Here is a 25,567-nt window from a genome sequence, read left to right as displayed (position 1 = left end):
GATAGGCCCAAGGCGCAAGTGTTTCGCGAAACAAATCCCTCATCTCTCACCAATTCATCCACAACGGTTGACAAATGCCGATCGGTTCACAGAATCGGTCACGCGTCGAGCGCATGCTGCCTGCGCAAATAAAACCATACACAACAAAGGATTGCAGTATGAAACACACAGCATTGGCGTTTGCCATCACCACTTTGCTTACAGGGTGCGACACTTCAACAAATGACTCGCAGGCCCCTACCGCCGCCGAGCAGGCCTATGAGTATCTGGTGCAATTGAGTTCAACCGCAGAAGGAATTGGCGCACGCCCCACGGGGACAGAGGCTGAGACCCGTGCCGCAGCATGGATCCAGGATCATCTGGCTGGCTGGGGCTACGATGTTCAACGTCAGCCCTTCACCTACACCAAAAGTGGCGCCAGTAAAAATTCCCAAAACCTGATCGCAGAGCTCAAGGGAAAAAGTGACAAGGTGATCCTGATCGGCGCCCACTACGACAGCACGGGCGACAAGAAGGGTTCTGAAGGGGCCACTGACAACGGTGCTGGCGTCGCTGCTCTGCTGGCAGTCGCTGAGGCGCTTAAGGGACAAACTCTGCCCTACACGGTTCGCTTTGCCTTCTTCGGCGCGGAGGAGAACGGTCTCAACGGATCCAAGGCTTACGCTGCCAGTCTGGACCGCACCGCAATTGACCGTCTGCTGGCAATGGTGAACTACGACACCATCGCCGGGGGCGACATCGTTTACGTCCACTCTGCCCACTCGGACGTTGCCGAATACAGCTGCGCCGATCCGAGCCGCTACAGTTTCGATCCCAAGGTACGAGATCGCCTGCTAGCCATCTCCAAGCAGACTGCCACCCCGTTTGCCATTCACCCTAGCTACAGCGGTTATCCGGAAGGGGAAACCGGTAGTTGGTCAGATCACGCCCCCTTTGCCTGCCTGGGGGTGCCGATCGCCTACGTTGAAGCGACCAACTTCACCATCAACGGAGCTGATGGCTATGACGGCTACTCCCAAAGCACCAATCCAGCGCTGTGGGACTGCTACGACGCCACCACCAAGAGCGCCTGCGATCGTGATGGCGAAACCCAGTGGGGAAAAATCTGGCATACCCAGTACGACCGCCTCGACAAGATGGCTGAACTATTCCCGGGCAGAGTAGAAAGCCAACTTAGCGCCAACACTGAATTGATGATCAGCTTCCTGAAGGAACCGGGTTTGTAAGGTCAGCAGCTCGTCAACAAAGCAAGATAGCCTCAACTCAATTCAACGCGTTTGCGTCACATGGGCAGACAAAATTCGGGCTGGTGCCAATCCAGCCCTTTTTTGGTGATTTTTGTGACAATCATTGCCTCAATTCTGAAATCTGATACAAACGGATAACCTGGTGGTCGAATGGAGCGACCGCCCACATGCCGAGAGAATTGTCTATGCAGCCGTTTTTTGCCCAGCGCTTCGAGAAGGTCGAGCCTTCCTTTATCCGTGAAATCCTCAAAGTTGCCGCCAATCCGGAGATCATCTCCTTCGCCGGTGGCCTGCCCAATCCCCACCTGTTTCCGGTCAAGGCGATCGATCAGGCCTGTCAGGATGTACTGCGCGAGCAAGGGGCTGCCGCCCTGCAATATGCGGCGACCGAGGGCTTCGCCCCGCTGCGCCAGTATATCGCAGACCGCTATCTGGCCCGCCACGGCATGCAAGTCAATCCGGACAACATCCTGATCACCAGCGGCTCCCAGCAGGCGCTGGATCTGCTGGGCAAGGTGCTGATCGACGAAGGTCAGGATCTGATCATTGAGGAGCCGGGCTATCTTGGCGCCATTCAGGCCTTCTCTGTCTATCAACCGAATTTCAAGCCGATCACCCTTGAAGAAGAGGGGCTGGATCTGGCGGGGCTGGATCTGGCGGCGCTGGATGCGCTGCTGGCAAGCGGCTCCAATGCCAAACTGCTCTACGGTGTGCCCAACTTCCAGAACCCGAGCGGCGTATCCTACAGCCGTGCCAACCGCGAGGCGCTGGCCGAGCGGCTGGTCAGCCACGAGCTTCTGATGGTGGAAGATGATCCCTACGGCGAGCTGCGTTTCGAGGGGGAGCACCTGCCCCCCATTGCCAAGCTGGCGCCAAACAATACCGTGCTGCTCGGCTCCTTCTCGAAAACCGTGGTGCCCGCCTTCCGTCTCGGTTGGATGCTGGTGCCGGACTGGTTGCGCAAGAAGGTGACCATCGCCAAGCAGGCCACCGACCTGCACAGCAACGCCTTCAGCCAGCAGGTGCTGCACCGCTTCCTGAGCGATAACTCGCTGGATGCCCATCTGGAGAAGATCAAGGAGGTCTATGGCCGCCAACGTGCCGCCATGGAGGCCGCGCTGGCCCGTCACTGCCCGCCCGGCGTCAGCTACACCCGACCGGAAGGGGGCATGTTCCTCTGGCTGACCCTGCCAGCCCACATCAGCGCTATGGCGCTGTTTGACGAGGCGATCAAGGAGAAGGTGGCCTTCGTGCCCGGCGCTCCCTTCTATGTGCGCCCCGAGATCAAGAACACCCTGCGCCTGAGCTTCTCCTGCGTCGATGAAGCGACCATCGAGGAGGGGGTCAAACGCTTGGCCCGCGCCCTCCAGCGCATGCTCTGATCGTCAGGCCAAACGGCACCAACAAAAAACCAGCGAGAGATCGCTGGTTTTTTTGTTGGTGCCCGCAACGCAACCCATCAGCCAAACAGAGTCTGGCGGAACTGCTTCATCGGGATGGGGCGGCCGTAGAGATACCCTTGCAGATAATCGACGTGACGCGCTTGCAGATAGTCCGCCTGCACCTGAGTCTCCACCCCTTCGGCCACCAGTTGGAGCCCCAGTCTGGTCGCCAGATCGATCACGTTCTCGACAATATGGCTGGAGAGGGCATCGGAGCCGATCATCCCGACGAAGCTCTGATCGATCTTCAATGCATCGACCTGAAACTGCTGCAGGTAAGTCAGGCTGGAGTGGCCGGTACCAAAGTCATCGATGGCGATCATGACCCCCAGCTGACGCAGCTCGGCAAACAGCTGGTCGGTCGTCTCGTCCGCCACGATCAGCTCCCGCTCGGTCAGCTCCAGCACCAGTTTGACCGGGTTATCCTTGAAGGCATTGATAAAGGCCCGGCAATCGATCAGCAGACTCAGATCCTTGCAGTGGCTGGCGCAGATATTGAAACCGAAATGAAATCCTATCGGCAGCTTGCTGGCGTGAGGGGCGAAGTGATCCCGCACCTGGGCCATCAACAGGCTGGTCATGGGCACAATCAGGCCGCTATCTTCCGCCAGCGGAATAAAGCGATCCGGCGAGATCATCCCCTGTTTGGGATGCTGCCAGCGCATCAGCACCTCACAACCGCGACACTGCTCATCCGCGCCAGTGACCACCGGCTGCAGGTAGGGAATAAACTCCTCCTCGATCAGTGCCCGCTTGAGCTCCTCCGCTGGCGAGCTGCTACGCCCCATCAGCCTGAAAGTACCGAATCCAATCAGCAATGCCAGCAACGGAGAGAGAAGCAGCGTGTCTCTGGAGTAGCGCCATGCATGGGTCAGATAATCATCATTCGTCACCAGTGTCGCTACCTGATATGGGAAGCTGGCTGACGAGAGTGCCATATACCCCTCCTCAGCAGGAGAGGGCGCAGCCGCGACCTGACCTGAGCCAAACAGCGCTTTATCACCGACCACAAATGCAATCGGCATGCTCTTGCCGGAAATTTCCAGGATATTGTTCAGGTAATAGCCATCCACACCGATCAGCACACTCCCCTTGTCCGTCTCATGATGCAGAATCATCAACGGATGTTCCGGTGTCGCAGCATTGCCACTGAGCAGTTGCAGCTTGCCATCTACAAAGTTGTCCGGATTGAAGGGTCCATCATACTCGCCATACAGAGACGTACAGTAGATTCGGCGCCCGATAGCCAGATTGGCGGAGCGCACATCGGGCACCGTCAGTACCTGGGCACGCAGTTGCAATGCAGCCTCCGAACAGGGGTGGCCAACCATCCCCTCCACATTAGTGGCCGCTTGCCGGGCATGGCTCATGATGCGATCAAACATCAGCTGGGCACGCTGCAACCGTGACTCGGCATCCTGCTCGATCTCCGTCACTGTTTGCCAGATGACGGAAATGCCCCCTAGCAACAGGATCCCGCACCCCATCATTAGCGCCATAAGAATCCTCATGGAGAGCTGGCGAAGTTTCAGACGGCGAAATGGCATGGTGGCCTCTTTGATACACGATGAGTGGTAGCAACCCTAGTGGACAGGCGCAAAGGGTCGCAATAATAGCGACCGCTCAACAAATGTCCACCTTACAAAAATCAATCAAATCAGCGTATTGTTCAACAATATGTTACCAAGGGGAGATATGGTTAACACATATCAAGGTGACAATATGTTCTCTCGGTATCTCCCTTGTTGAAGCGGGGCAGCGCCATTAGAGTAGAGCAAACGGCAGCAGGAGCGTGCAGCGATGAAGATTCTTATTACCGGAGGAACCGGCTTTATCGGCCGCAAGCTGGTTGCCCATCTCAAGGTCAATCACGAGGTCGTGGTATTGAGCAGGCAGGGGAGCCGGGCCTACACCCTGCTCGGTCACGATATCAAAGTATTGGATAACCTCGACCGGCTCGATGACCTCAATGACGTAGACGCCGTGATCAATCTGGCCGGTGAACCCATCGCCGCCGGACGCTGGAGCGAGTCGCGCAAACAGCTGCTCTGCGATAGTCGCTGGCTGCTGACCGAGCAGCTGGTGGATCTCATTAAGCTCTCCAGCACGCCGCCCAAGGTGCTGATCAACGCCTCCGCCATCGGCTGGTATGGCAGACAGGGCACCGAAACCCTGGACGAGCAGTGCCGCTCTCCCAACGATGAGTTTACCCACCAGCTCTGCCAGCAGTGGGAGACCCTGGCGCAGGAGGCGCAGAGCAGCCAGACCCGGGTCTGTATAGTGCGGATCGGACTGGTGCTTGGCATGGATGGCGGCGCGCTGCCCAAAATGCTCCCCCCCTATCGGCTCGGACTCGGCGGCCCCATGGGGTCGGGCAGCCAGATGATGAGCTGGATCCATGTGCAGGATCTGGTGCGCGCCATGCTGTTCTTGCTGGAGCATGAGGAGTGCAACGGCACCTTCAACGGAACCGCCCCTCATCCGGTCAGTAACCGGGAGTTCAGCCAGACCCTGGCCGCGACGCTGCACCGCCCGCACCTCTTTTTCGTCCCGGCACCGTTGCTGCAACTGGTGATGGGGGAAGCGGCAGATCTGCTGCTGACCGGACAAAAGGTGATACCAGCACGGCTGCAACAGGCCGGTTTTCACTTCAGCTATCCCGAGCTGCCGAGAGCCCTCACCAATCTGCTGCACGAGCCCCGCTAACTCGCTGCGTTCGCTCGCCAACACCTCACATAACAAGCAGCCCGGCCAATGGCCGGGCTGCTTGCTTATTGTGGATGCTCGATTGCACTTTGTGGCATCGGCTCGTTCTGGCGGGGTTACAACAACCCCTGACCCAACCCCCGCAGCCGATCGCTCAGGGTGCCAGCCAGCAGCTGGCGCTGCATCCCCTGCCCGGCCAGCGTCACCAGCAAGGCTCCCAGCGTCGGCAAGCCGAGCCAGATGGCCCAGTGGAACTGCCACTGCCCCTCGAACCACCACCACTGCAGGCCAAAAGAACAGAGCTCCACCACCATGGCGGCACACAGCCCCGCCAGCGCGCCACTGGCCACCAGCTCCCAGCGCAGCATCTTTTTCAGCAGGTCGCTGCTGGCGCCCAGGGTGCGCATCAGCAACAGCTCGCGCCGACGCTGGGCCATGCTGGCCTGGGTCTGGGTCAGCAGCACCAGCAGCGCGGCCACCGTCACCAGCCCCAGCATCAGGGCCAGCGCCCGGCTCACCTGCTCCGATACCTGAGTGAGCCGTGCAATCAGATCATCCACATCGATCAGGCTCACCGTGGGATGACGGCGAATAAGCTCCACCTCGGCAGTGCGCCCCGCCTCGGGCAGCCGGTAGCTGCCCAGCCAGGTACTTGAGAAGGGGGCCAGCAGATCCCCGGAGAAGATCATGTAGAAGTTGGGCCGCATATTGTCCCACTTGATGCTGCGCAAACTGGTGACCCTGGCGCCGAAGCTGCGTCCCTCGATGGTAAAGGCGAGCATGTCCCCCAGCTTGATATCGAGCCGCTTGGCCAGATCGCTATCCACCGACACCTCGCCGGGGCCGGCGAGCCACTTCCCGGCCACCAGCTTGTTGTCGGTTGGCAGGGTAGCCGTGGTGGTGAAGTTGAGCTCCCGATCGACCCCTTCACGGCCACTGCTGGCCCCCTCGCCCACCGCCTCACCGGCGATATGGGTCAGCCTGCCGCGCACCATCGGATAGAAGTCCGAGGTCACGGCCCCCGCAGCGACCAGTTCGCTCAGGATCCCCTCCCGCTCGTTTTCGGCCACATTGACCAGAAACCGGTTGGGCGCATCGACGGGCAGACGAGCCGAAAACTCATCCAGCAGATCGACCCGCGCAGCCCAGAGCAAACCAAACAACATCAATGCCAGCGCAAAACCGGCCAGCTGGAACAGGCCGCTGCTGCGCTCGCGCGACAGGTGGGCGAGCGCCAGTCGCAAGGCATGAGGCCCGCTCACTCTGGCCCCCAGCCGCAACATCAGCGCCGCCAGCAGGGCCAACAGCCCCATCAGCAAGCCCATGCCACCGACCAGACCCAGCGCCAACCGCACATCGGCGGTAAAGCCCCAGACCAGCGCAAACAGCCCGAGCAGGCCGACCGGCAGCGCCAGCCAAGGGGGAATGCCCGCCTCCAGCTCGCGGCGCAATACTCGCAGCGGCGGCACCTTCAGCAGCCGCAAGAAGGGTACAAAAGCGAGCAACAGGGTGATAAAGAGCGCCACCGCCACCCCAAGGGCAAAGGGTCGCCAGGAGGGAGGCGGCAGATCCGGCGGCAGCAGGTCCCCCAGCAGTTGCAAGGTGATCCACTGCATGGCGGTGCCCGCCACCAACCCCAGCAGCGCCCCGATCAGCGTCAACGACAGCAGCAGGGTTCCCATCAGTTGCCAGAGCGAGCGACGGGATGCCCCCAGCGTCTTGAGCAGCGCCACCATATTGGTCTGGCGCTCGGCAAAGTGGCGCACCGCGATGCCCATCGCCAGCGCCCCCAGCAACACTCCGCTTAGCGAGGCAAGCCGGAAGAAACGTTCGGCATTGGCCAGCGAGCGGCCTACCCGGGATTCACTGTCATCCGGTTTGATCCACTTCTGTCCGGCCTGCAACTGCGGTAGCAGCCACTGTTCGTAACGGGCCAGCGACTCTCGCGGCCCCTTGAACAGATAGCGCCACTGCTGGCGGCTGCCCGGCAACAGGGCGCCGGTCGCCTCGATATCGGTGCTGTGGATCAGCGCCCGCGGTGCCAGCAGGAAGGGGCTGAAGCCCTGATCCGGCTCCTCGCCAAGCAGACCAGCCACCTTGAGCACCGTATTGCCCACCTCCAGCTCATCCCCCGTTTTGGCCTTCAGCAGCTGCATCACCCGGGCAGAGAGCCAGATCTCGCCGGGGGCCGGGGCACGGGCTGGTTCCAGCTCCAGCTTGCCGTAGAAGGGGAAACCGTCGGGCACCGCCCGAATGGAGGCGAGCTGCAACGCATCGCCGTGAAACAGCATGCTGTTGAAGCTGACGGTGGTCTGCACCGCCAAGCCCTCCTGTTTTGCCCGGGCCAACCAGCCATCCGGCAGAGCAGCGGCAGTGCGCAGCACCCGATCCGCCCCGATAAAGTCACGGCCCGATGCCTTGAGTCCGGCATCGAGCCGATCCGCCACCAGCGCCACACTCAAGACGCACGACACGCTCAGCGCCAGCGCCAGCACAAACCAGCGCAGCTCACCGCTGAAACCTTCCCGGCGAAGCAATCGCCAGCCCAATCGCCACTGCATCATCCGTTGCATCTCCCGCCTGATCCGCAGCTCACCCCGTTACACCACATCATGGGCCACCTCGCGATCCAGTCTGCCCGCCGTCATGACCAGCTGCCGCTGGCAACGCTCGGCCAGCTGATGATCATGGGTCACTACCACCAGGGTGGTGCCATGCTTGCGATTGAGTTCAAACAGCAACTCGATCACCTTCTCGCCGGTCTTGCTGTCGAGATTGCCGGTCGGCTCGTCCGCCAACAGCAGGCAGGGACGGGTCATAAAGGCCCGAGCAATGGCCACCCGCTGCTGCTCACCGCCAGAGAGCCGTGGCGGCAGATGGTGCAACCGCTCGCCAAGCCCGACCGCCGCCAGCAGCTCGCGGGCTCTTGGCTCGCAATCGCGCTCGCCGCGCAGCTCGGCAGGGAGCATCACATTCTCCAGCGCCGTCATGGTCGGGAGCAGCAGGAACGACTGGAACACAAAGCCGATCTGCTCGGCGCGCAATCGGGCCCGCCCCTCCTCATCCAGCTCACCGAGAGATTTGCCGAGGATCTCGATATCCCCCTGACTCGGCAGGTCGAGCCCGGCCAGCAGCCCCAGCAGGGTGGACTTGCCGGAGCCGGAGGCGCCGACCAGTGCCACCGTCTCGCCGCTATTGACTTGCAGATCGATCCCTTCAAGGATGGTGAGGCTTTCCTGGCCGAGGCGAACCGATTTGCCGAGGCCCTTGACGACAATAATGGGGGTTGAACTCATGCTCTGTGTCCTTTGTTCCAATCCCTTGATGGCAATCCATAGCGGGAGTTGAATTGATGGTGCGTATTCTGTTTGCCTTGTTGGTTGGCCTTGGCAGCCTGCTCTCGTCGGTTCAGGCCCAGACTCTGCTGGTGCTGGGAGACAGCCTGAGCGCCGGCTATCAGATGCAGGTTGAGCAGAGCTGGCCCGCCCTGCTCAACCAGAAATGGCAAGATGAGGGGGGCAAACACACCCTGCTCAATGCCAGCATCAGCGGTGAAACGACCCAAGGGGCGCTGGCCCGTCTGCCCGCCCTGCTGAAAGAGCACAATCCCGACTGGCTGCTGATCGAGCTGGGGGGCAACGACGGCCTGCGCGGCTTCGCGCCGACCATTACTCGCCAGAATCTGGCCAGCATGATCGCACTCGCCAAGGAGCAGCAGACCCGTGTGGTGTTGACCCAGATCCAGCTGCCCCGCAACTACGGTGCCCGCTATCTGCGCCAGTTCGAGCAGATCTTCCCTGAACTGGCAAAGGCCAACGATCTGCCGCTGCTGCCCTTCTTCATGGATGATATTGCGCTGCGCCCTGAACTTATGATGAACGATGGCATTCATCCCACCCCGGCGGCCCAGCCCCAAATCCGCGATAAAGTGGCCCGCTTTATGGAACCGCTGCTAAGCCAATAATTCGCCTCTCTGAGCCATATCCCATAACAAAACATCCCGCCGAAGCGGGATGTTTTGTTATTTATTGAGAAAAACCGGTTGGCTGCGTCTCAGTTTTCCAGCACCTGGCGCAGCCGCTCCTGCGTGACGCCCACCAGCAGATCGGGCTGGAACTTGGAGATAAAGCGATCACAACCTACTTTCTTGACCATGGCCTCGTTGAAATTGCCACTGAGTGAAGTATTGAGGGTGATAAAGAGATCGGACATGCGCGGATCGCTGCGCACCTCGTGGGTCAAGCGGTAGCCATCCATCTCCGGCATTTCGGCATCAGTGATCATCAGCAGGATCTCGTCAGTCACCTTCTTGCCGGCATCGCACCACCCCTTGAGCAGGGTCAGCGCCTGCAAACCATCCTGACACTCGATCACTTCAAGCCCCAGCTGGCCCAGGGTCTCGCGCACCAGATTGCGGGCGGTGCTGGAATCATCAACGATCAGCACTTTGCGGCCATGCATCTCGGGCAGGATCTCCCGATCCAGCACCTCTTCGGAGATGCGGATGTCATAGGTGATGATCTCCGCCAGCACCTTCTCCACGTCGATGATCTCGACGATCTGATCGACCCCCTCTTCCGGGATGCGGGTGATGGCGGTGAGATAGTTGGCGCGCCCGGCCGAGCGCGGCGGCGGCAGGATATCCTTCCAGGTCATGTTGACGATGTTGGCAACCTGCCCCACCAGAAAGCCCTGAATGGTGCGGTTGTACTCGGTGATGATGAGGTTGGATTCACTGTCGATGGGCATGGGGCGCATACCGATGGCGCTGCGCAGGTTGATCACCGGGATCGAGGTACCGCGGATATTGGCCACCCCGCTGATATTATGGTGGGAGCCCGGCATCTTGCTGAGGTGGGGCAGCTTGACCACTTCCCGCACCTTGAAGACGTTGATGGCGAACATCTGACGGGTGCCGAGACGAAACATCAACAACTCGAGGCGGTTTTCACCCACCAGTTGAGTTCGTTGATCAACGGAATCCAATATACTCGCCATACGCTGATATCCATCTGATTATTAATCGACTCTATTATAGAGGCTGCCTGTCAGGAAAGGCAGACGCATTTTCAACCAGAGCGACCAATCAGACAAAAAAAGTGAGGCCTAAGCCTCACTTATCTCATTGATTTTAAAATCAATAGCTACATACGGATTTCCAGCTGCCATCGGTTGCCTTGGGCTCACTGCTGGTCCACCAGTTCGCCTGCCACACCACCTTGTTATGGGTAATGCGATCGCCGCCATTGGCATGATCCCCCTGCGGCCAGCTCGGATAGGCCTTGTAAGCCGTCGGATTGACGTTCTGGCTGCTGCAGCTGGTACCCGGATTCTCGCCGCCCCCCGAGCCCAGCACGGCCTCCGGCAGGGTCGGGAACTCGGCCTTGAGACCGATGGTCTGGCTGCCGCTGATGATCCGCATCCCGCTCGGCACGCCAGCGGCAGGCAGATAGTAGGTCATCGCGACTTCAATCTCGGCCCCCGGTGCCAGGGTCTGCCAGCCCGGCAGGTTCATGGCGACCTTGTGGAAGTCCTTCTCGTTGGCTATGCCTTCCGAGTTGTCGTTGCCACCACTCTCCACCACTTTCAGCCCCATGCCACTCTGATCCGTGATGGTGTCAGAGGTGGAGGTGGGCACCAGAAACTCGATGCGCGCGCCGCCCGGAATGGTCTGGGTCGACTTGTTGACCAGCTTGAGTTTCGGGTTGATCGGGTAGTTGGAGTCCCCTTCCTTGAAGCCGGAGAGGCTGACCTGGATGTCGAGCTGGGCGCTCGGCGCGGCCAGATCATTCTGCTTGGTGTTGTACGGGGTTGCCTTGGCAAACTTGTCGTAGGCAAGAGTGGTCAGGGTGCTGCCCATCCCGTACTCGTTCTTGGCCGGATCGAAGGCGTAGTCGCCCGCCATCTCCCAGAACATCACGCCCCCCAGACCGCGCTTGATGATGTAATCCAGCTTGTGACCCATGGACTCTTCATCTTCGGTAGAGAGGAACACCTTCTTCTCTTCGTTCCACAACCAGGGCGCGTGGGCCTTGTCATCGTAGTAACGCACATACTTGCCCTGCATCACGTGAGCCGGGTTGTTGGGATCCAGACCCCAGGCGGTGCCGTAGCTCGGCAGCGTGGTAATGCCAAGGCTGGCCGCATTCTCCAGGTTCTTGGCATGCCACATGGGAACGGCGCCACCGCCGATCTCCTTGCCGTTCTTGTCGAGATCATGCCAGATGTTGTCGATGCCGACCGCCCCGTTGCCGCACGGAATCGTGCTGCCACCGGTGCCCGGCTGACAATCACTCTGACTCGGCAAGGCCGCCTTGCCACCCAACCCGTGACTGCCACCGCTCACCCCCTGCCAACCGCGGGTGTAATAGGGCACACCGACGTTGATCTTGCCGGCCGCCAGCGCACCGCGGAAGTAGTGGGCAGACCAGGCGGCGTTGAGGTAACCGATGCCGCCAAACTGGGCCTGGGTATAGACGCCCCAGTGGGAGAGTTCGGGATCGGCATTGTTGTCAAACAGCGCCGCGTTGTGGCCGACAAAGTGGTTCCAGGCACCGTGGAAGTCATAGGTCATCAGGTTGACGTAATCGAGGTACTGGGTGACCTGGAAATTCTCCATCCCGCGCAGCAGATAGGCCGAGGCCGGTGAGGCGATGGTCAGCATGTACTTGCGGCCATCTTCGTTACCGGCGTTGTCGAGCCGCGCCCGCAAGGTCTTCATCAGCACCTCGTAGTTGGCAAACAGCTTGGCCCGGCACTGGTTGGAGAGCGGGAAATCGTTGGGGTTGCCCGCATCCTTCATCGAGGTGGGGTATTCGTAGTCGATATCGACCCCGTCAAAGCCGTACTGGCGGATAAAGCTCACCGCCGAGTCAGCCAGGGTGTTGATACCGGCAGTATTGACCGAGCAGTCACCCTTGGTGGTGGCGGTGTAGAAGCCCCGCGTATCGGCCCAGCCCCCGACGGAGATGAGGGTCTTCACATCCGGATACTGCTTCTTGTACTTCGACAGCAGGTTGAAGTGGCCCTTGTAGGCAAATTCAGGATCCATCTCGGCACCCGGCACACCATCCCAGGTCATCTTGGTGGCAGCGTCGTCCACCTTGACCTGATGGCTCTGTTCATCCACCGCCGCGAAGGCGTAGTTGATGTGGGTGATCTTGTTCCACGGAATATCGCTCACCAGATAGGCGGGCAGGCCATTCTTGCCGGTGCGCCAGGAGGTGAAGTAGCCGATGACCCGGCGGGCATGGTCATCCCCCATGCACTCGTAGCCATCCGGACGGTAGATCTGGCGGATATCACAGGAGAGGTTACCGCCATCGGGCGGCAGCGCGGCTTCCTCGACAGTGACGGTCACCGCCGCCGACTCGCCGCTCAGATTGGTCTTGTCTGTGGCCACCAGCTTGAGGGCGGCACTGCCTTTGGCATCCGGCGTCCAGTTCACCTGCCAGGGGGCAGTGGTATCTTCGCCCACCTTCTTGCCATCGACATAGAGCTCGACTTTGGCCACATCGTTGTTGGCATCGGTGACATTGCCACTCACCGCCACACTTCGACCCAGCGTCACCTTGGCGCCATTGGCCGGACTGCTGATGCTCGCCTTGGGCGCCTCTGGCGCTGCCACGGCGGCGACGCTGAAGCTGGAATCTGCCTCGCTCAGCAGCTTGCCATCCTTATCCAGCGCGCGCGCTTTGAGGACATGGGCCCCCACACCGGCGGCACTCCAGCTGGCATTCCAGGGCGAAGCGTTCGCCGTGGCGACCAGCTTGCCATCGACAAGGTATTCAACTTTGACCAGCGCCGTCACCGGGCCGCTCAGGGTCACTGCCAACGCCACGCTGGCGCCTTCATTGAAACTGGCACCGGTAGCCGGTGAGCTGACGGCCACGCCGAGCGCCGGAGGGGGCACTTCGCCGCCATAGAGCTTCCAGGCATCGGCCCAGACCACGCCGACACCCGGCTCATAGTGATAGGGGGATGCTCCGCACCAGCCTGAATAGGGAAATTCTTTGCACTCGTAGAGGGCGCCGACGTTGCTGACGATATCGCCAGCCTTGTAGGCAGTGCCGGATTTATAGGCGGGATAAGCGGCCTGAGCCCAGGCGGGCGCAGCCGCAAGGGCGACCAGCATGGCAAGCCTGCTGGGTCTGAAGAGCTGTTGCATATTGTTATCTTCCTTGTTTTGTCTTGGCATGGTTCACCAAGGCAAAGAACAATCGCAACCTGCGTGATGGGCGCAGACAACTGGCAATGGACCTGCCACAAAAACCACCCTCACCCAGGGAAACCCCGCTATCTGGATCCATGATCCAGACCGGAGGCATTGCGCCCCGGCATCACTGCCGGTTTGCCCTTTACCTGGGTTCCGTGAGGAACGAGCCCAGTATAGAAAGGCAACACTCCCCCCTCAATCTTTATTCTCAAAGAGAATTATCCCCTACCACGACAGCGTCATGAGCACAGGGTTAGAATTGATTGATTTATCAAAAAAATCATACTGTTACAGGGATCATAAAAAACGCTTTTCCGCACCTTCCCAGATTCGCTTAATGTGCGTTTGCTCACTGGTACGACATGCCAGAAATGTGACAATGCGCGCCCTTGGTCTACGAGCCAAGGCTATGGAATCACTGGCAAAAATAAAAAAGGAACACCTATGAAAGGTACTCGTACCCTGCTGTCGCTGGCCGTGGGGCTGGCACTTGCATCCTCTGGTGCCCATGCGGCATTTGTCTGTCCGTCCGATCCGGCTCAACTCACTCCCATCCCGACCATTCAGGGCACAGGCTCCGCCAGCGCGCTGGCCACCACCTCAACGGCCACCGGGGCTGTCAGCCCAGGCTCTTTCCACGTCAAGGGTGTTGTTACCACTGTGGGCCAAAGTCTGACCAAGGGTTTCTATCTGACTGACCCTGTGGGAGATGGCAACCCGGCCACCTCGGATGGCATCTTCGTCTATCTCAGCGACAAGGACTTCGCGACCAAATATGCCGACATCAAGCCGGGAGCTGAGCTCTGCCTGGAAGCCCAGGTCGAGGAGTTCTTGGGCGGCACTCAGCTCAAGCTGAAGTGGGATGGTACTGCGCCCCGGATCCAGGTCCTCAGGCAGGACAAGAACGTGCCGGTAAGCGTGCTCAAAGTCAATGACGATGAAAGCCTGAAACAAGCCCTCAATCGCCATGAGGGGATGCGGGTACGTCTTGACAGCAGCAGTGACTTGCACCTGACCCGCAACTTTAGCTTCGACTACAAGGTGTTCCGCACCAACATGGAGCTCTCCCATAAGGCGCCGCTCATCAAGCCAACCCAACTCCATATAGCCAACAGCGCAGATGCCGTCACACTGGCCGGCAAGAACAGCAACAACCGTCTGGTGGTCGAGTCTGATTTCAAAGTACAAAATGGCGCCCTGCCCTGGTTCCCGGCGCTGGATGCCGATCAGGGTTATCTGCGTATAGGTGATCAGTTAAATGGCCTGGAAGGGACTATTATCTACAACAAGGACGCTTTCCGCCTGATGGTACCCAACGATGTCACTATCGGGGTCGCCAATTTGCTGCGCACTCCGGAAGATGATCGCCAGCTGACCGCCCCCGCTCGTACACCGGGCAGCAACCTGCGGATCGCCAGCTTTAACGTACTCAACTACTTCACCAGTGCGCCTGAGATTGGTGGAGATCTTAATAACACCTGTCAAGGAACATACAAGGATGACTGTAACCGTGGCGCCAAAACACTGATAGCCTTCGAGAAGCAGCGCACCAAAATAGCCAACGCCATCACCGAGATGGACGCCGATCTGCTCGGCCTGATGGAGATGGAAAATAACGGCTTTGGCGACAACTCCGCTATCCATAACCTGGTGACCCGCCTCAACGAACAGCAGAAGGATGCGAGCAGACACTACGCCTATGTACGTCTGCCGGTAAGTGCCCTCACCGACGACAAGTTCTTCGGCGGTGACGCCATCATGGTGGCGATGATCTACCGTCCTGCCCTGCTCACCCCCAGCGGGGATGCCAGCGTCATCAAGCTGCCGGAGCAGCGCTACACCACGGATGGTATAGACAAGACAGCCGGTCAGCGCGACTCGCTGATTCAGACCTTCACCGTCAACAAGAGCAAGGAGCCGCTGACGGTGGTGGTCAACCACCTCAAATCCAAGGGGTCAGGCTGCTACGAAAATGGCGATGGCAAGACAGAACCGGCCGACCTGCAGGGCAAGTGCACTGAGTTCCGGGTCTCCGCCGCCAAGGTGCTGGGTGAAGCAGTCAGCAAACTGCCGGGCCAGGTACTGCTGGTTGGCGACTTCAACTCCTACGCCAAGGAAGATCCGATCCGGGTGCTGACCGACTACAACCCGGCCACCAGCGAACGGAAGATCGTATCGGCCTCCCACACCTTTATCGGTGAGCAGTCCTATGAACCGCTCGGTCGCGAAGTGACTCGCAGCTACGGCCTGATCGACCTGAATGTCAAATTCAACAAGGAGAAGGCCATCTCCTACAGCTACGAAGGGGAGCTGGGCACCCTGGACTATGCCCTCGCCAACCCGATGCTGGCCAGCAAGGTGGCAGGTATCTCCGACTGGCACATCAACTCCTTCGAAAGCAGCCAGTTCGAGTACGCAGCTAAATACACCGACGCACTGCTCAAGTCTGACAACCCCTTCAGCGCCTCCGACCATGATCCCATCATCGTCGACCTGCGACTGGAGAGCGATGCCACCAAACCGGACACCTCATCCGGTGGTGGTGCGCTGGGACTGGGCCTGCTGGCCCTGTTGCCGCTGGCCTGGCGACGTCGCCGTTAACCACAGGCGCATCTGAATAGTGCAACCAAAGCCCGCGAGACCCGCACAATGCTGATCAGTTAAGGATCCATTGACCGATCCTTCTGCTGTAGGACAATCCGGAACCAATCACTGGTTCCGGATTTTTTATGTCTATTGCAAACGACCTGAACGACGTTATTGAGACATCTGGCGACATGCTGGCTCGGCTGGCCATTTTTGCCGACCATATACCCGACGAATGGCTCCGTGCCGCTGCCGCCTTGTCTGAAAAGGCCACTATCTGCCGACGCCGCTTACCTTCTGATATGGTCTTGTGGCTCGTCGTGGGGATGGCCTTTTTCCGTAATGAGCCCATCTCCGAGGTCGCTCGGCGCCTCAATATCTGTGCAGAAGGGTTGGCCAATGACGCCTTGCTCGCGGACAGTGCCCTGTCTCAAGCCCGTCAGCGACTCGGTAAACAGCCGCTCGAGTGGCTGTTCAAGCAGTGTGCCGATGTGTGGGGACGGGAACGTTATCCTGAAGACCAGTGGCACGGTTTACAGGTCTTTGCCATCGATGGAGCCCTGTTCCGTACCCAGGATATGCCTGAACTCAGGGCGCATTTCGGCTCGGGTAACACCTCAACCAACCGGCAGACACCCTACCCGATGCTGCGGTTGGTCACGCTCATGAATGTCCGCTCGCATGTCATTGCCAACGCGGCCATCAGCCCGTACCGCAAAGGGGAAATCCCCCTGGCCAGCGAGTTCATTCACTCATTGCCGGACAATTCGGTAACCCTGCTGGATAAAGGTTTCTTCGGTGCCGACCTGTTGCTGCGTATTCAGGCCGAAGACACCGACCGTCACTGGCTCATCTCGGAACGCAAGGGGCTGGTATACACGGAACTTGAGCGCTATGGCGACGGTGACCGTCTGTTGCAAATGACGGTCTCGCCTCAGGCTCGCAAGAAAAACCCCGAGTTACCGACGCACTGGCAAGTTCGCGCAGTGACCTATGAGGTGGCAGGCAAGGAGAAAACGGTCTTTACCTCCCTGCCCGTGGCGCGATTCAGCGCAGCTCAGGTGGCGACCCTGTACCACGAGCGCTGGGAAATCGAGCTGGGATACCGGGATATCAAAAGCGCGATGCAGCACAACGCCATCACGCTGAGAAGCAAGAAAGTGGACTTGGTTTATCAGGAGCTGTGGGGATTGCTGCTTGGATACAATCTGGTCAGGCGGGAGGCGAGCCAGGCCGCCGTAGCCCATCAGCGAGCGCCCAATGAGGTGAGCTTCAAGTTTGCCTGTCAGTTCATCGCGAACCAGATGGCAGTGATGGCGGGCGCGCTATCGCCAGCACATACGCCACGAAGGTTGGCGGAGTTGCGGGGCTGCATAGGCGTCATGTTCATAGAAAAACGCCCCAGGCCATCGAGACCCAGGGCAGTGAAGATATCAAAGACCCGTTTTCCGGTAGATCGCAATGCGGCTCCGCTTAAGTGAACAGCATTGCGCGAGACCCGCGGGCTTTTTCGTTGGAGCAATGGATTTACACATGAAAAGCACAGGAATATGGGGAAAATGAATGCGGGAGCAAACAAAAAGGCCACCGCGATGCGGTGGCCTTTTTGCTTCTTGTAACAAGAATTTGGTGGAGCTACGCGGGATCGAACCGCGGACCTCTTGCATGCCATGCAAGCGCTCTCCCAGCTGAGCTATAACCCCGAGTTGTGTGAATGACCTGCAGTCATTCTGAATTTGGTGGAGCTACGCGGGATCGAACCGCAGACCTCCTGCGTGCAAAGCAGGCGCTCTCCCAGCTGAGCTATAGCCCCAAATTCGGTACTGAATAAATGGTTCTGGCGGCCATTCATCCTAAATAGTGGTGGAGCTACGCGGGATCGAACCGCGGACCTCTTGCATGCCATGCAAGCGCTCTCCCAGCTGAGCTATAACCCCACAAAGGTCGGCCTGGGTGATACACACCGCACTGCCCTGGGCACTTCATTTCAATCATGAACCTGGTGGAGCTACGCGGGATCGAACCGCGGACCTCTTGCATGCCATGCAAGCGCTCTCCCAGCTGAGCTATAACCCCTTTGATTCCAGATTGTTCGAGGAGAATTTGGTGGAGCTACGCGGGATCGAACCGCGGACCTCTTGCATGCCATGCAAGCGCTCTCCCAGCTGAGCTATAACCCCAACTCACCTCGGCGCTGACGAAGTTATCTCCGGCAACGGAGGCGCATGATAGGCATCACCCGCTTTGCTGTCAACCCTAAAATAACTGCGATTGATTCGTTTAGTCAAAATTGCAGCAGTTCGCTGTTTTTACCAGCAAGGAGCACGCTATCTCTCTGTTTTATGTCATAAATCGGCTCAAACCCCGATAACGCGCAAGTCATCAGGCATGCTCCCTTCTCTATATAAGACTCTCGCTCGCGGGCCTCTTTTACTGGCTGGTATTCAGCTTCTCCCCCGTCACCCCGGGAAAGCCTTTCCATAAAGAGCTTTGCATTTGAAAACCCTTTCCATGATTTTGGTAAATTTACAACACAAAAAGTTGATCCAGCTCACAAATGGCCATAGGATCAAACCGTGACCCAGGTCACACACCATAACCATAAATGACAGAGCGATGAGGTAAACCATGTTTGAGAATCTGGCAGTCCTGTTCCGCCTCAAGGGCGCAACCACCAAGAGCGGCATTGTAGAGAAAGATGCCTATGCACCATCCACCCGTGAATACTACTTCCGCTACGGCAAATGAGCCGTGAAAGTTTTTCACCAATAACAGTAATAAAACCACATCACACACATCCTGTCGCAGCGCCATCAGGTGCTGTCCTGTCCCGGCCAGAGCAATACCTCGGCCACACCTGAACTCCACCAAACAACAATGGGGCCCGTAGGCCACAATGCCAGTCAGTTAAGCCTGAGTGGCATTGTTTTTATTGGTTTTTTTCACTCTGAATCGCTCCTAGTTTTCTAGATATTTCGTGGTTAAAAAAACAAACAGCCCAGCAAGCGTTGGCCTGCAGGGCTGTGGGTCCGGCTGACCATCACATTAATTCGAAACCAATCAATAGGTTTCGGATTTTTACACATCAGGAGGATCGGTCAATGGATCCTTAACTGATCGGCATTACGCCATCGGCGCGCTTTTTACTGGGCGTTATCTTGCTACTGCGGTCAGGGCTGACGTTCGATATAGAGGATCACCTCCCCCAGATGGATGCCGAACTTGCTGATAGCAGCGCGGTTGATCAGGCGATCCTCATCCAGCAGATACATCCAGTCATCGAAGCTCACCCGCACCACTTCGCCATCCGGCAGCGCCAGATCGAGCTGGTAACGCCAGTTGAGGGCAAACCCTTGGGTTTTACCCACCGCCTCCCCCACCACATCGGAAGCAGTACCGCGCCAGTGACCATCAGCGCCCTTGCTCAGATACCAGGTACGGGTCTGCTGGCGACCATCGTCAAAGTAGAACTGCTCGAACAGCTCCCCCTTACCACTCTGCCAGCGCCCCACCATCTCGACCCGAAAGCGACTGGTCACTTCGCCGCTGCGGTCAGTCACCAGGCCGTGAGCCACCAGCTTGCCGTTGAAGAAACGGGCGAGATCCCAGTTAGGCCCCTGCCCCCGATAGTCATCTAGACTGGCACCACAGCCGCTCAGCAGCAAAAAGGGGAGCAGCAGCAACCAGCGGTATGCTCGATAGAAAGACATCAGACACTCCATGTTCAGGGTTGGCCACGCAGGCGACGGGTCAGGGCGGGATCGCGGCTGTTGTCAGCCAGCCAGATGGCGAGGAAGGCAGCCGAGAATTGCGGATCGGCCAGGGTGCCAAGCGGATTCTCCTGCCACCAGAAGTGGCCTGCCCCCCCCTTGTCGACATAGAAGGTGAGCTGGTCGCCTGCCTGCACATCGGGCCAGAGTGCGGCGAGCTGGCCGAGCCAGTGCTGACGCTCGGCATCAGAGCCAAGACCGAGCCGCTGCCACTCGGCGGCAGTAGCGCTCAGCAGATCTTCCCGCTCGATGGATCTGGCATAGGTGAGGGTCAGAGCCTGTGGATAGTGACCGGGCTGATAGTGCCCGCTCGCACTGTAGAGGGTGGCATCGTAGAGCTTGAACCAGAGCCAGTTCATCTCCCCCTGCCCGACCGGGCGCAGCTGCTGCCAGGGGGCGGCAGAAGCCTGCACTGCGGTTGCTGCAAAGAGCGTAAATGCCAGCAGTAGCGGGTTAATTCCACCCCATATGCCAGTGGTTGGGGTCTTCCAGTTCATGCCAGTCCATCTCCTGTTCCTGCAGGGTGTTGATATCCTGCATCACCACCTGCATCAGCTCCCCTTTCGCGTTCCGCTGGCATGCAACCACCAGATAGAAGCGCTCAGCGAGCTCGTGCTGGCTTTCTTTGGTCCATTTGGAAAAAAGCAACGAGTCGGTCGAAAAGGCGTTCATCATGACTCACCCTCCAGCTTGACCATTACCCACAGGAGTACGGGCAACCACCACATCCAGATCACTGCCAGCAGCGCCGTGCTGATCCAGATGCCCCAAGGTAAGTGTACCGCCCCCATGGCGGCCCCCGCCACATAGGAGGAGGCACCGCCAAACACGCCAAACAGCGCCTGCTGCCAGCGGGGCAAGCGCAGCAGCCAGCGCATGCCGTGACCCAGCGTCAGGGCAAAACCGAGCCAGAGCAGCACCAGCCAGAGGGGAAAACCGGAAGGAAACCGGAACAAGCCGAGCTGCCAGAGCAGCACATCCAGCAGACAGCCAGCAACCGCGATGGGGAGCAGCCGCCAGTCACGCAGGCGGCTGGGCGAGAAGAGAAAGTGCAGCAGCAACATTGCCAGCAGCGGGCCCGGCTGCTGCCACTTCACCGCCAGCAACCAGTAGAGGTTGAACCCCAGCAGGTGAGCCCACTGCCACATGGTCAGTGACCGCTTACTGGCACATCACCCGACCAGCCAGCGGGGCCCGGCTTGGCGGCCTCCAGCTGTACCAGACTGATGCTGCGCTCCCAGAATCCCCCCTCGCAATAGGCGAAGTAGAAGTGCCACAACCGGATGAAATCCTGGCTGTAACCGAGCTTGGGTAGCTCAGGCGCCAGCGCCAGAAAGCGCTCGCACCAGTGAGCCAACGTGCGGGCATAGTGGTGGCCGTGATCGTGCAACCGTACCAGCTGCATGTCGGTCTCCCGCGCCAGCAACCCCGCCATCTGGGAGACGCTGGGCAGGCAGCCACCGGGGAAGATGTAGCGCTGGATAAAATCAACCCCGCGCAGATACTGCGCATGGCGCTGATCGGCGATGGTGATGGCCTGGATGAGCAGGCGACCACCGGGCTTGAGCAGCCGTGACAACTGGCGGAAATAGTCGGGCAGGAAGGCGTGACCCACCGCCTCGATCATCTCGATGGAGACCAGCTTGTCATAGGTGCCCTCCAGCTTGCGGTAATCCTCCAGCAGCAAGGTGATGCGCTCCCCCAGCCCCTCCCGCGCAATCCACTCCTTGGCATAGTCATGCTGGGCTCGGGAGATGGTGGTGGTAGTCACCCGGCAGCCGTAGTGGCGGGCGGCATAGACGGCGAGACCGCCCCAGCCGGTGCCGATCTCCAGCAGATGATCGTCAGGCCCCAGTTCCAGCCGCTCGCAGATGGTGCGCAGTTTGGCCTGCTGCCCCTCTTCCAGCGTGGCCTCGGCGTTCGGATAGATGGCGCTCGAGTACTGCATATGGCTGTCGAGAAAACCCTGATAGAGGGTATTGCCGAGATCGTAGTGGGCGGCGATGTTGGAGCGCGAACCGGTCAGGGTATTGCGATTGAGCCAGTGGCGCACCTTGTTGAAGGGGAAACTGAGCCAGCCGAGGCGTCGCTCGAGGGAGTCGAGCAGGGTCAGGTTGCGAGCCAGCAGCCGCACCAGCGCCACCGGATCCGGGCTGGTCCAGAGCCCCTCCACCCAGGTTTCTCCGGCGGCAATGCTGCCCCCCAGCAACAGGCGGCGATAGAAGGCCGGATCCTGCACCACCAGTTCGGCATGCAGAGCGGTGCCCGCGACGCCAAAGCTGTGGCGCTCACCACCATCCCACAGCAGCAGCTGGCCATGTTCGAGGCGACCCAGCAGTTTGAGCAGCAATTGCCTTGCACTTTTATCGATGAATGAGGCTGAGAGGGTTGATTGAGCAAGTTCCATTAGCGGCTCTCCGGATGGGTAAATATCGGTGTTCGTTTGATAAAAAGACGCAGGGCCTGCCAGTAGATCCCGAGCAGCACCTTCATGGTCATCCAGGGCCAGCGGGCCAGCAGAGCCACCAGTCCCTTGCGTGACAAGGGATTGCGCGTGAGCGCCAGGGTGGCGTCAAACAGCTTGGCCTCACCGGATACGGGATGACTCTCGATATGGATCAGTGTCTCCTGCGCGGGCGGCCTGATCCGCCAGTGATAACGCATCGCCAGCCCCATAAACGGGGAGACGTGAAAATCCTTGTCATGGGGCGCCAACGCTGCCAGATCCAGCAGGTAGTAGTGACGCTCGTTCCAGGGGGTGTTCGACACCTCCGCCAGCAGATAGCGGGCTTCTCCTTGTCGGTAGCAGAAGTAGAAGTTGACCGGGCTGAAGTAGAATCCCAAACAGCGCACATTGCCGAGCAGCAGTACCCGCCCCTCGGGGTCGGCATCGCCACCCAGCTCGCTAACCTTCTGCCACACCGCCTGCTTGAGGCTTCCCTCACTCCCCTTGAGATAGTCATGGCGGTGAAACGAGAGCAGCCCCGCCTTCTCAACCCCGAACCAGCGCCCCTGATCGAGCTGCGGCAGCTCGTCGAGATCCAGTCCCAGCATAAAGAGGCTGTAGGAGAAGGCGTGGGCCCGCGGTGCAAAACGGCGGTGGCGCACCGAGCCCTGCCAGATGGCGCTGGTAACACCAGCCAGTTCATCGGCACGCTCATGTTCAGTGGCCATGGTGGCGCCGTTCATAGCTCGGCCCCGAAGCGCCTGGCGACATCCAGCGCGCTGCGCACCCCATCCTCATGGAAGCCGTTGTACCAGTAGGCGCCACAGAAGTGGGTGTGCTGCTGGCCGCAGATCTCCGCACGGCGCTGCTGGGCGGCGATGGATGCCTGATTGAACACCGGATGGTGGTAGACGAAGCGGCGCAGCACCTTGCTCTCATCCACCTTGCCCTTTGGGTTAAGGCTGACGCAGAAGGGCTCCGGCGAGTTCACCCCCTGCAGGATGTTCATGTTGTAGCTAACCAGCGGCCGCGCCTCGTCGTTGCCATCGAGCTGATAGTTCCAGCTGGCCCATGCCTTGCGACGGGTAGGCAGGCAGCGCGCATCGGTATGGAGCCAGACATCGTTGGCCTGATAGGGCATGTCGCCGAGAATAGCCTGCTCCCGCTCGCCGGGATCCGCCAGCAGCGCCAGCGCCTGATCGCTGTGGCAGGCGAAGATCACCTCGTCAAACCGCTCCTCGCCGTAACTGCTCTGGATCACCACGCCGTCCGCGTCCCGCCGCACGCTCTGCACCGGACAGGCGAGGCGGATCTGCGACTGCCAGCCCGCCGTAAGGGGGCCAATATATTCCCGCGAGCCACCCGGGATCACGTACCACTGGGGGCGATTGGCCACATCGAGCAGGCCGTGGTTGGCAAAAAAGCGCAGGAAGAAGTCAAGGGGGAAGGCGCGCATATCGGCCAGGGTCGATGACCAGATCGCCGCCCCCATCGGCAAGATGTAGTGGCGGGCGAAGTAGTCGCTAAATTCCCCCGCCAACAGAAAGTCCCCCAGGGTCAGCTCGGGGCCTGCATCCTGATGTTGACTATCCGCCAGCCAGGCCCGCGCCTCCCGGTTGAATCGCAAGATCTCGGCGACGAAGCCGTAGAAGCGCGGACTCAGCAGATTGCTGCGCTGGGCAAACAGGGTATCGAGGTTGTGGCCGTTGTACTCCAGCCCTTCCGGGCTCTTCACCGAGAAGCTCATCTCGGCCGGTTGGCGCGCCATGCCGATCCGTGCCAGCAACTTCAAGAAGTTGGGGTAGGTGCGATCGTTGAAAACGATAAAACCGGTGTCGATGGCATAGCTGCGGCCAGCCAGATCCACATCGACGGTGGCGGTGTGACCGCCCAGGGTCGGCGCCGCCTCAAACAGGGTGATGTCATGGAGTTTGTGGAGCAGAAAACCGGCGGTGAGCCCCGAGATCCCTGAACCGACGATGGCGATCTTTTTCTTCATGAATGGCTTCCTTTCGATACGAGTGCGCGGCCAAGGCGCAGCCAGAGCCCCACCGGCAGCGCACCAAGCAGGCGCAGCAACCAGATGAAACGGCGGGGAAAGTAGATCTGGTGACGACCAGCGGTCAGCCCGTCCATGATGGCGCGGGAGGCCTGCTCCACCGTCACCAGACAGGGCATGGGAAAATCATTTTTGGCGGTCAGCGGCGTCTGGACAAAGCCGGGGCGGATCAGGGTCACCCCGATCCCTTTGCTGGCCAAATCCAGGCGCAAGGTATCCGCCAGATAGTCGAGGGCCGCCTTGGAGGCGCCATAGGCCTCGGCTCGCGGCAGCGGCAGCCAGCTCACCGATGAGCTGACGATGGCCAGCCGTGATCCCGCCGCGAGCAGCGGCAAGAAGGCGGCCAACGCATGACCGGTGGCGGTCAGGTTAGTTTCGATGACACGGGCAAACAGCTCGCTGTCAAACCCCTCGGCTACATCCATGTACTCGCAGTTGCCTGCGTTGAGGATCAGCAGATCCAGCGGCGGCAGCGTAGCGGCTATCCCGTTCATTGCGGCCAGATCCCGGGCATCGAACTGCAGCGGCGTGACGCCATGAAGCCCCAACTCCTGCAGCCGTTCGCCATCGCGACCACAACCCCACACCTGCCAGCCGGCTCGCCGGTAATCCAGCGCCAACTGGCGGCCGATGCCGGAGGTTGCCCCGGTGATAAGCACCCGGCCGCTCATGCGCCGAGCCTCCCCTTGATAGCGCGCACCACGGGCCCGAGCAGCGGCAACTGCTCGTAGAGCATGGCGCCCAGGTCAAAATAGTCCCGGTGCTGGCATACCTTGCCCGCCTCATCGAACTCGAGGCGGGTGGCCCCCTCCACCGTCACCGGCTCACCACCACGCAATCTGGGGTGAGAGAAGGTCATGGTCCAGCCGAGCCAGGCCTGCTGCCCTTGCTGCTGCTGACTGGTGATGACGAAACGGCAGTAGGCGAGACGCTGATAGAGGGCGGCAAAATAGTCGCCAAGGGCCGCCAGCCCCTCGATGCGGTGGGCCGGGTCGGTAAAGACCACCTGTTCGGCATAGACCTCGGGCAAGCGGTGCAACTGCTGTTTGTCCAATTGCTGATAGAGGCCAATAAAGCGGGCCAGCGGCTCGTTCAT

General features: G+C 59.8%; 20 protein-coding genes, 5 tRNA genes and 1 riboswitch. Of the genes, 6 read left to right on the top strand and 19 right to left on the bottom strand.

The features are described 5' to 3' along the window. Positions 1–158: 158 nt before the first annotated feature. Positions 159–1,226: a M28 family metallopeptidase gene (locus BN1115_RS19045; RefSeq protein WP_042658396.1), complete on the top strand. Its 1,068-nt coding sequence runs from the start codon at positions 159–161 to the stop codon at positions 1,224–1,226. A gap of 206 nt (positions 1,227–1,432) precedes the next feature. Next, complete coding sequence (locus tag BN1115_RS19040) at positions 1,433–2,629, top strand: aminotransferase-like domain-containing protein (protein WP_042658395.1); 1,197 nt, start codon at positions 1,433–1,435, stop codon at positions 2,627–2,629. A 77-nt stretch (positions 2,630–2,706) separates the two neighbouring features. Here BN1115_RS19040 and BN1115_RS19035 read toward each other — a convergent pair whose 3' ends face one another. Further along, entirely contained in the window at positions 2,707–4,236 is a 1,530-nt protein-coding gene (locus BN1115_RS19035; protein ID WP_042658394.1) for an EAL domain-containing protein, read from the bottom strand. A 253-nt stretch (positions 4,237–4,489) separates the two neighbouring features. On the opposite strand from BN1115_RS19035, the gene BN1115_RS19030 reads away from it, so the two are divergent. Next, a complete protein-coding gene (locus BN1115_RS19030; RefSeq protein WP_042658393.1) occupies positions 4,490–5,395 on the top strand; it encodes a TIGR01777 family oxidoreductase in 906 nt (301 codons plus the stop codon). A gap of 116 nt (positions 5,396–5,511) precedes the next feature. Here BN1115_RS19030 and BN1115_RS19025 read toward each other — a convergent pair whose 3' ends face one another. Continuing rightward, on the bottom strand, positions 5,512–7,959 hold the full coding sequence (locus BN1115_RS19025) for an ABC transporter permease (protein ID WP_042658392.1): 2,448 nt from the start codon (positions 7,957–7,959) through the stop codon (positions 5,512–5,514). Positions 7,960–7,995: 36 nt separating this feature from the next. Beyond that, positions 7,996–8,691, bottom strand: coding sequence for an ABC transporter ATP-binding protein (locus tag BN1115_RS19020; protein ID WP_042658391.1), 696 nt, complete (start codon positions 8,689–8,691; stop codon positions 7,996–7,998). Positions 8,692–8,747: 56 nt separating this feature from the next. Here BN1115_RS19020 and BN1115_RS19015 point away from each other — a divergent pair, with 56 nt between their 5' ends. Next, positions 8,748–9,359, top strand: a complete 612-nt coding sequence (locus tag BN1115_RS19015) for an arylesterase (RefSeq protein WP_042658390.1) — start codon at positions 8,748–8,750, stop codon at positions 9,357–9,359. An 89-nt stretch (positions 9,360–9,448) separates the two neighbouring features. Here BN1115_RS19015 and BN1115_RS19010 read toward each other — a convergent pair whose 3' ends face one another. Next, entirely contained in the window at positions 9,449–10,393 is a 945-nt protein-coding gene (locus tag BN1115_RS19010; RefSeq protein ID WP_042060964.1) for a chemotaxis protein CheV, read from the bottom strand. A 139-nt stretch (positions 10,394–10,532) separates the two neighbouring features. Then, positions 10,533–13,562, bottom strand: coding sequence for a glycosyl hydrolase family 18 protein (locus BN1115_RS19005; RefSeq protein ID WP_050070540.1), 3,030 nt, complete (start codon positions 13,560–13,562; stop codon positions 10,533–10,535). Positions 13,563–13,677: 115 nt separating this feature from the next. After that, positions 13,678–13,760, bottom strand: a riboswitch (cyclic di-GMP riboswitch). A 294-nt stretch (positions 13,761–14,054) separates the two neighbouring features. On the opposite strand from BN1115_RS19005, the gene BN1115_RS19000 reads away from it, so the two are divergent. Together BN1115_RS19000 and BN1115_RS18995 are read left to right on the top strand one after the other, a co-directional pair. Further along, on the top strand, positions 14,055–16,211 hold the full coding sequence (locus BN1115_RS19000) for an ExeM/NucH family extracellular endonuclease (RefSeq protein ID WP_042658389.1): 2,157 nt from the start codon (positions 14,055–14,057) through the stop codon (positions 16,209–16,211). 128 nt (positions 16,212–16,339) lie between these two features. Continuing rightward, a complete protein-coding gene (locus BN1115_RS18995; RefSeq protein ID WP_042658388.1) occupies positions 16,340–17,677 on the top strand; it encodes an IS4 family transposase in 1,338 nt (445 codons plus the stop codon). A 146-nt stretch (positions 17,678–17,823) separates the two neighbouring features. Here the strand turns inward: BN1115_RS18995 and BN1115_RS18990 are convergent. From BN1115_RS18990 to BN1115_RS18920, 14 genes are all read right to left on the bottom strand, one after another. Then, positions 17,824–17,899, bottom strand: a tRNA-Ala gene (locus BN1115_RS18990). A 34-nt stretch (positions 17,900–17,933) separates the two neighbouring features. Beyond that, positions 17,934–18,009 (bottom strand) — tRNA-Ala (locus BN1115_RS18985). A gap of 48 nt (positions 18,010–18,057) precedes the next feature. Then, positions 18,058–18,133, bottom strand: a tRNA-Ala gene (locus tag BN1115_RS18980). A 63-nt stretch (positions 18,134–18,196) separates the two neighbouring features. Next, a tRNA-Ala gene (locus tag BN1115_RS18975) sits at positions 18,197–18,272 on the bottom strand. A gap of 28 nt (positions 18,273–18,300) precedes the next feature. Further along, a tRNA-Ala gene (locus BN1115_RS18970) sits at positions 18,301–18,376 on the bottom strand. A gap of 990 nt (positions 18,377–19,366) precedes the next feature. Then, positions 19,367–19,906, bottom strand: coding sequence for a DUF3833 domain-containing protein (locus BN1115_RS18960; RefSeq protein WP_042658386.1), 540 nt, complete (start codon positions 19,904–19,906; stop codon positions 19,367–19,369). Between the two features lie 14 nt (positions 19,907–19,920). Further along, positions 19,921–20,463 (bottom strand): chalcone isomerase family protein, encoded by a 543-nt coding sequence (locus BN1115_RS18955; protein ID WP_042658385.1) that lies wholly within the window; start codon positions 20,461–20,463, stop codon positions 19,921–19,923. Continuing rightward, positions 20,420–20,638 (bottom strand): TIGR02450 family Trp-rich protein, encoded by a 219-nt coding sequence (locus BN1115_RS18950; protein ID WP_042058497.1) that lies wholly within the window; start codon positions 20,636–20,638, stop codon positions 20,420–20,422. The genes BN1115_RS18955 and BN1115_RS18950 overlap by 44 nt, the downstream gene beginning before the upstream one ends. Continuing rightward, complete coding sequence (locus BN1115_RS18945) at positions 20,638–21,114, bottom strand: DUF2878 domain-containing protein (RefSeq protein ID WP_042658384.1); 477 nt, start codon at positions 21,112–21,114, stop codon at positions 20,638–20,640. The genes BN1115_RS18950 and BN1115_RS18945 overlap by 1 nt, the downstream gene beginning before the upstream one ends. A 2-nt stretch (positions 21,115–21,116) precedes the next feature. Continuing rightward, positions 21,117–22,373, bottom strand: coding sequence for an SAM-dependent methyltransferase (locus BN1115_RS18940; protein ID WP_042658383.1), 1,257 nt, complete (start codon positions 22,371–22,373; stop codon positions 21,117–21,119). Then, a complete protein-coding gene (locus BN1115_RS18935) occupies positions 22,373–23,155 on the bottom strand; it encodes a DUF1365 domain-containing protein (protein WP_042658382.1) in 783 nt (260 codons plus the stop codon). Before BN1115_RS18935 ends, BN1115_RS18940 begins: the two co-directional genes overlap by 1 nt. Next, a complete protein-coding gene (locus BN1115_RS18930) occupies positions 23,152–24,411 on the bottom strand; it encodes an NAD(P)/FAD-dependent oxidoreductase (RefSeq protein WP_042658381.1) in 1,260 nt (419 codons plus the stop codon). Before BN1115_RS18930 ends, BN1115_RS18935 begins: the two co-directional genes overlap by 4 nt. Then, on the bottom strand, positions 24,408–25,142 hold the full coding sequence (locus BN1115_RS18925; RefSeq protein ID WP_042658380.1) for an SDR family NAD(P)-dependent oxidoreductase: 735 nt from the start codon (positions 25,140–25,142) through the stop codon (positions 24,408–24,410). The genes BN1115_RS18930 and BN1115_RS18925 overlap by 4 nt, the downstream gene beginning before the upstream one ends. Beyond that, a complete protein-coding gene (locus BN1115_RS18920; protein WP_042658379.1) occupies positions 25,139–25,567 on the bottom strand; it encodes a nuclear transport factor 2 family protein in 429 nt (142 codons plus the stop codon). Before BN1115_RS18920 ends, BN1115_RS18925 begins: the two co-directional genes overlap by 4 nt.

Origin of the sequence: Aeromonas allosaccharophila (genome assembly GCF_000819685.1) — a bacterium.
Taxonomy (GTDB): domain Bacteria; phylum Pseudomonadota; class Gammaproteobacteria; order Enterobacterales; family Aeromonadaceae; genus Aeromonas; species Aeromonas allosaccharophila.
Note: the sequence above shows the minus strand (reverse complement) of the source record. Positions and strands in the feature narration are given on the sequence as shown.

Coding starts and splice junctions, on each gene's coding strand:
- BN1115_RS19045 (WP_042658396.1), top strand. CDS start 159: ATGAAACACACAGCATTGGCGTTTGCCATCACCACTTTGCTTACAGGG.
- BN1115_RS19040 (WP_042658395.1), top strand. CDS start 1,433: ATGCAGCCGTTTTTTGCCCAGCGCTTCGAGAAGGTCGAGCCTTCCTTT.
- BN1115_RS19035 (WP_042658394.1), bottom strand. CDS start 4,236: ATGCCATTTCGCCGTCTGAAACTTCGCCAGCTCTCCATGAGGATTCTT.
- BN1115_RS19030 (WP_042658393.1), top strand. CDS start 4,490: ATGAAGATTCTTATTACCGGAGGAACCGGCTTTATCGGCCGCAAGCTG.
- BN1115_RS19025 (WP_042658392.1), bottom strand. CDS start 7,959: ATGATGCAGTGGCGATTGGGCTGGCGATTGCTTCGCCGGGAAGGTTTC.
- BN1115_RS19020 (WP_042658391.1), bottom strand. CDS start 8,691: ATGAGTTCAACCCCCATTATTGTCGTCAAGGGCCTCGGCAAATCGGTT.
- BN1115_RS19015 (WP_042658390.1), top strand. CDS start 8,748: ATGGTGCGTATTCTGTTTGCCTTGTTGGTTGGCCTTGGCAGCCTGCTC.
- BN1115_RS19010 (WP_042060964.1), bottom strand. CDS start 10,393: ATGGCGAGTATATTGGATTCCGTTGATCAACGAACTCAACTGGTGGGT.
- BN1115_RS19005 (WP_050070540.1), bottom strand. CDS start 13,562: ATGCAACAGCTCTTCAGACCCAGCAGGCTTGCCATGCTGGTCGCCCTT.
- BN1115_RS19000 (WP_042658389.1), top strand. CDS start 14,055: ATGAAAGGTACTCGTACCCTGCTGTCGCTGGCCGTGGGGCTGGCACTT.
- BN1115_RS18995 (WP_042658388.1), top strand. CDS start 16,340: ATGTCTATTGCAAACGACCTGAACGACGTTATTGAGACATCTGGCGAC.
- BN1115_RS18960 (WP_042658386.1), bottom strand. CDS start 19,906: ATGTCTTTCTATCGAGCATACCGCTGGTTGCTGCTGCTCCCCTTTTTG.
- BN1115_RS18955 (WP_042658385.1), bottom strand. CDS start 20,463: ATGAACTGGAAGACCCCAACCACTGGCATATGGGGTGGAATTAACCCG.
- BN1115_RS18950 (WP_042058497.1), bottom strand. CDS start 20,638: ATGAACGCCTTTTCGACCGACTCGTTGCTTTTTTCCAAATGGACCAAA.
- BN1115_RS18945 (WP_042658384.1), bottom strand. CDS start 21,114: ATGTGGCAGTGGGCTCACCTGCTGGGGTTCAACCTCTACTGGTTGCTG.
- BN1115_RS18940 (WP_042658383.1), bottom strand. CDS start 22,373: ATGGAACTTGCTCAATCAACCCTCTCAGCCTCATTCATCGATAAAAGT.
- BN1115_RS18935 (WP_042658382.1), bottom strand. CDS start 23,155: ATGAACGGCGCCACCATGGCCACTGAACATGAGCGTGCCGATGAACTG.
- BN1115_RS18930 (WP_042658381.1), bottom strand. CDS start 24,411: ATGAAGAAAAAGATCGCCATCGTCGGTTCAGGGATCTCGGGGCTCACC.
- BN1115_RS18925 (WP_042658380.1), bottom strand. CDS start 25,142: ATGAGCGGCCGGGTGCTTATCACCGGGGCAACCTCCGGCATCGGCCGC.
- BN1115_RS18920 (WP_042658379.1), bottom strand. CDS start 25,567: ATGAACGAGCCGCTGGCCCGCTTTATTGGCCTCTATCAGCAATTGGAC.